We start from the raw sequence: 2,907 nt of genomic DNA, 5'->3' as shown, positions 1-2,907 counted from the left end.
AAAAAATGCAGATATTAAATTTAATTTGAGGCTATTGAACTTCTTCAATCTCTTTTTCTGTCTAGCTTTTGAAATTTAGATGCGTTTGCCCTGTCTCAATGACTATGTTGGACGTGCAGCTTTTTACGTTGGTGACCTCGATCGTAAGCTCACATGGATATGTGCTCAAATTGTCAAGCCTGGTGATACAGTGCTGGATATTGGTGCCAACATCGGTATGGTTACACTTTGGCTCTCTACACTAGTTGGTAAAAACGGCAAAGTTCATGCTTTTGAGCCTAATCCTGATTTGCATTCGATTCTTGAAGAAACTCTTACTCACAATCAAGTCTCTAATGTATGCTTACACCCAGTAGCTTTAGGAGCAGAACAAGGTTCACTCGAATTGCGAATTCCTAGAGTCAATGCAGGAGCAGCTTCACTTATTCGTAATAGAGAATTGATTGACTGCGATGTGGTTGAAGTTCTAGTACGCCCTCTTTCTAAAATTGTGGATGAAGAAGGTATAAAGTCCATAGGACTGCTCAAAATTGATGTTGAAGGTTTTGAAGCTGAAGTGTTTAAGGGTGGACAGGAAGTATTGGAGGCGATTCGTCCTAAAGCGATTCTTTTTGAGCTAAATGAAAAGTTAGAGAAACCAGTTCGCGAGCAACCTGCCATTAAAATCTTGAGCGATCTCGGATATGGATTCTTCTCTATTCCAAGATGTCTCTTTCGGATGCATTTAGAGTATTTTGAGCCTGATAGCTCCAACTCACTAATTGGACATGATTTTCTGGCAGTACCTAAAGGAGAATGCTATGAGAATATTGCCAAATTAGTTAGGGCTGACTGAAAAAGATTAGATCTTTTGAGCTATCCAATTGTCATTAATTTCCTTTCCTATCTGTCCTCAAAACCCCACAGGGCAGATAGAAAAGAGGATACTGAGCTAATCTTAAGAAATATGACTCAATCAATCGCTCTAAATTAATTACTCTTTTCAATGTAATAAAAATATCGAAAAGAGTAAAATTTGAATCTCGATCAACTAAACCTTCAAACCCCGAAATACTCTAATATGTTTGAAGAACGTCCGAAACAATGGATTCGAGCATTAATTCAAACTCGTCGTCTCATTGAAATTGTTATATGGAGATTTTTAGACAGAAAACATAGGTTGTCTCTCTGTTGCTAAATTAGGATTATTCTCTTTAATTCTATGTCTCTCAACGTACCTCATTATCAGCTAGTTCTTTGATAACACGTACTAATAAAACGTTTTACTTTTTACTTTGAGCGGATGGCTACAATTCAAAAATTAGCCCTACAGCAGCAATTCAGGAGCTTAATTTATTCATTTTCTAAAAAATCGGCATTGTTGTATTGACTTGCTCCAATTCAGGAATTGATTTCTCAGTAAGGCACAGCCAATGACAGCTATACAAATCTATTTCAGAACCACTTAAACTAGCTAATGCAGGAGTAGCAGGAAATGGCCATAAGCGATCAAAGACAATTTCGTTACTGTAGAGGCTGAATTGCAGTAAATAAACCGCAGGAGTAGCAGATAAAGATTCGAGAAGGTTAGACGCTAAATTATAGAGAGGCTTAAGTTTTGTGAGGGGAAAGTCTATGGGTTGCTCGTAATAGTTAGGAATTGCACCTTCACCAATAATACTACCAAACAGAGGCTTGTCTTTAGTCAAGATAATTGGTAGCCAAAGATGACCCAACCAAGAATCACCAACGCTAGTTTTAAACCCAAGCTTGCTTTCTACCCAACGTCTCCTACCAGAAATGTCTTTGCAAGCAGAATAAATTTTCTTGGCAGAAAAATCAAAGTATTCTGGTAATTGAATTGTGAGAGGGCAATAAACAGGATGGGCTTTGCGGTCTGCTCTTTTACCCGTTTTTGACCACAGCGCACCAACAGAAGTTGTTTCTGCTTCTGCTTGAGGAGAATACTTAGCAATTCCTTTTTGTAGTGCTGTAACCATTCTTTCTGTAACTGGTGACGCAGAAATTAGTTGTCCTTTCTCGTTAACTTCGGCGTTGATAATGATTAATGCTTGTTCCATTCCCCTTCCGTGGTTATAAAATTCTGCTATGGGACTATCCTCCGAACTGATTTTTCTCGATCGCGTTTCAGGCTATCGACTGAGCTAGACAGAGGATCCTGAAGCTTTGAAGACAAAATCCTTACTGATAACTTTTCTAGCCTGCTGTTTGGTCTACGAGAAATTTTTTGGCTTCTTTACTCTTCTTATTCGATCGCGCAGCGCCTCGCCTTCGGCGATCTCGCGAGCAACTGATGTTGAATAGTAGAGAACTACAACGGAGCTTTGTTACTGGGATATTTTACTTGAATTGCCATAAGTGTGTACTATAAATAGACTTTAGCAATCTAGAAAAAATAAAATGCACCGTGTTTACCTATAACAGTTTACCTATAAAAGTAACCTCTGAGTGTAATTATAGAGTATTCTTTCTCGTCCGATGGCGATCTGAAAGCTTGACAGGTGCCATAAAACTAGATCTATCGATAGAATTAACTTCTGGAGTATACACCAAGAAGACTGATGATTACAAAGTAACTTTTTCTGTAATCGCTTGTTAATAATCATGGTGAGATTTCCGTCACAATTAGAAAGACGATGATCAATGTAAATGGTAACTTAGGAATAAAGCACTTGCTAAAATTAATGATTCTTTTAACAAAAGGATGGACTTACTCGAATATCAAGCTAAAAAACTGTTTCGTCAAATAGGTATTCCTGTATTACCTTCTGAAACTATTGGCAATTTCTTCTTTAACTCAAATGAGGAGCTATTACCAATCTCGTTACTCACATTATCTGGCAATGGCAACATCAGCTAAAGAAAATTGGGAGCGCGTGGAATTATTGCTGCAAGACTTGTCAGATC

Annotated in this window: 2 protein-coding genes; one reads left to right on the top strand and one right to left on the bottom strand. The window is 37.9% G+C overall.

The window, feature by feature from the left end:
- Nucleotides 1–79: 79 nt before the first annotated feature.
- Entirely contained in the window at nucleotides 80–835 is a 756-nt protein-coding gene (locus H1P_RS32425) for an FkbM family methyltransferase (RefSeq protein WP_144875468.1), read from the top strand.
- Between the two features lie 508 nt (nucleotides 836–1,343).
- Here H1P_RS32425 and H1P_RS32420 read toward each other — a convergent pair.
- The gene (locus tag H1P_RS32420; RefSeq protein WP_144875466.1) at nucleotides 1,344–2,060 is read right to left on the bottom strand and encodes a hypothetical protein; all 717 of its coding nucleotides are present in this window, start codon (nucleotides 2,058–2,060) and stop codon (nucleotides 1,344–1,346) included.
- Nucleotides 2,061–2,907: the final 847 nt, after the last annotated feature.

The organism is Hyella patelloides LEGE 07179, assembly GCF_900659865.1.
Taxonomy (GTDB): domain Bacteria; phylum Cyanobacteriota; class Cyanobacteriia; order Cyanobacteriales; family Xenococcaceae; genus Hyella; species Hyella patelloides.
This window is presented reverse-complemented; position numbering and strand designations above follow the sequence as displayed.

What these genes read in the sequence shown, in the direction of transcription:
- H1P_RS32425 (WP_144875468.1), top strand. Translation starts at nt 80, where the DNA reads ATGCGTTTGCCCTGTCTCAATGACTATGTTGGACGTGCAGCTTTTTAC.
- H1P_RS32420 (WP_144875466.1), bottom strand. Translation starts at nt 2,060, where the DNA reads ATGGAACAAGCATTAATCATTATCAACGCCGAAGTTAACGAGAAAGGA.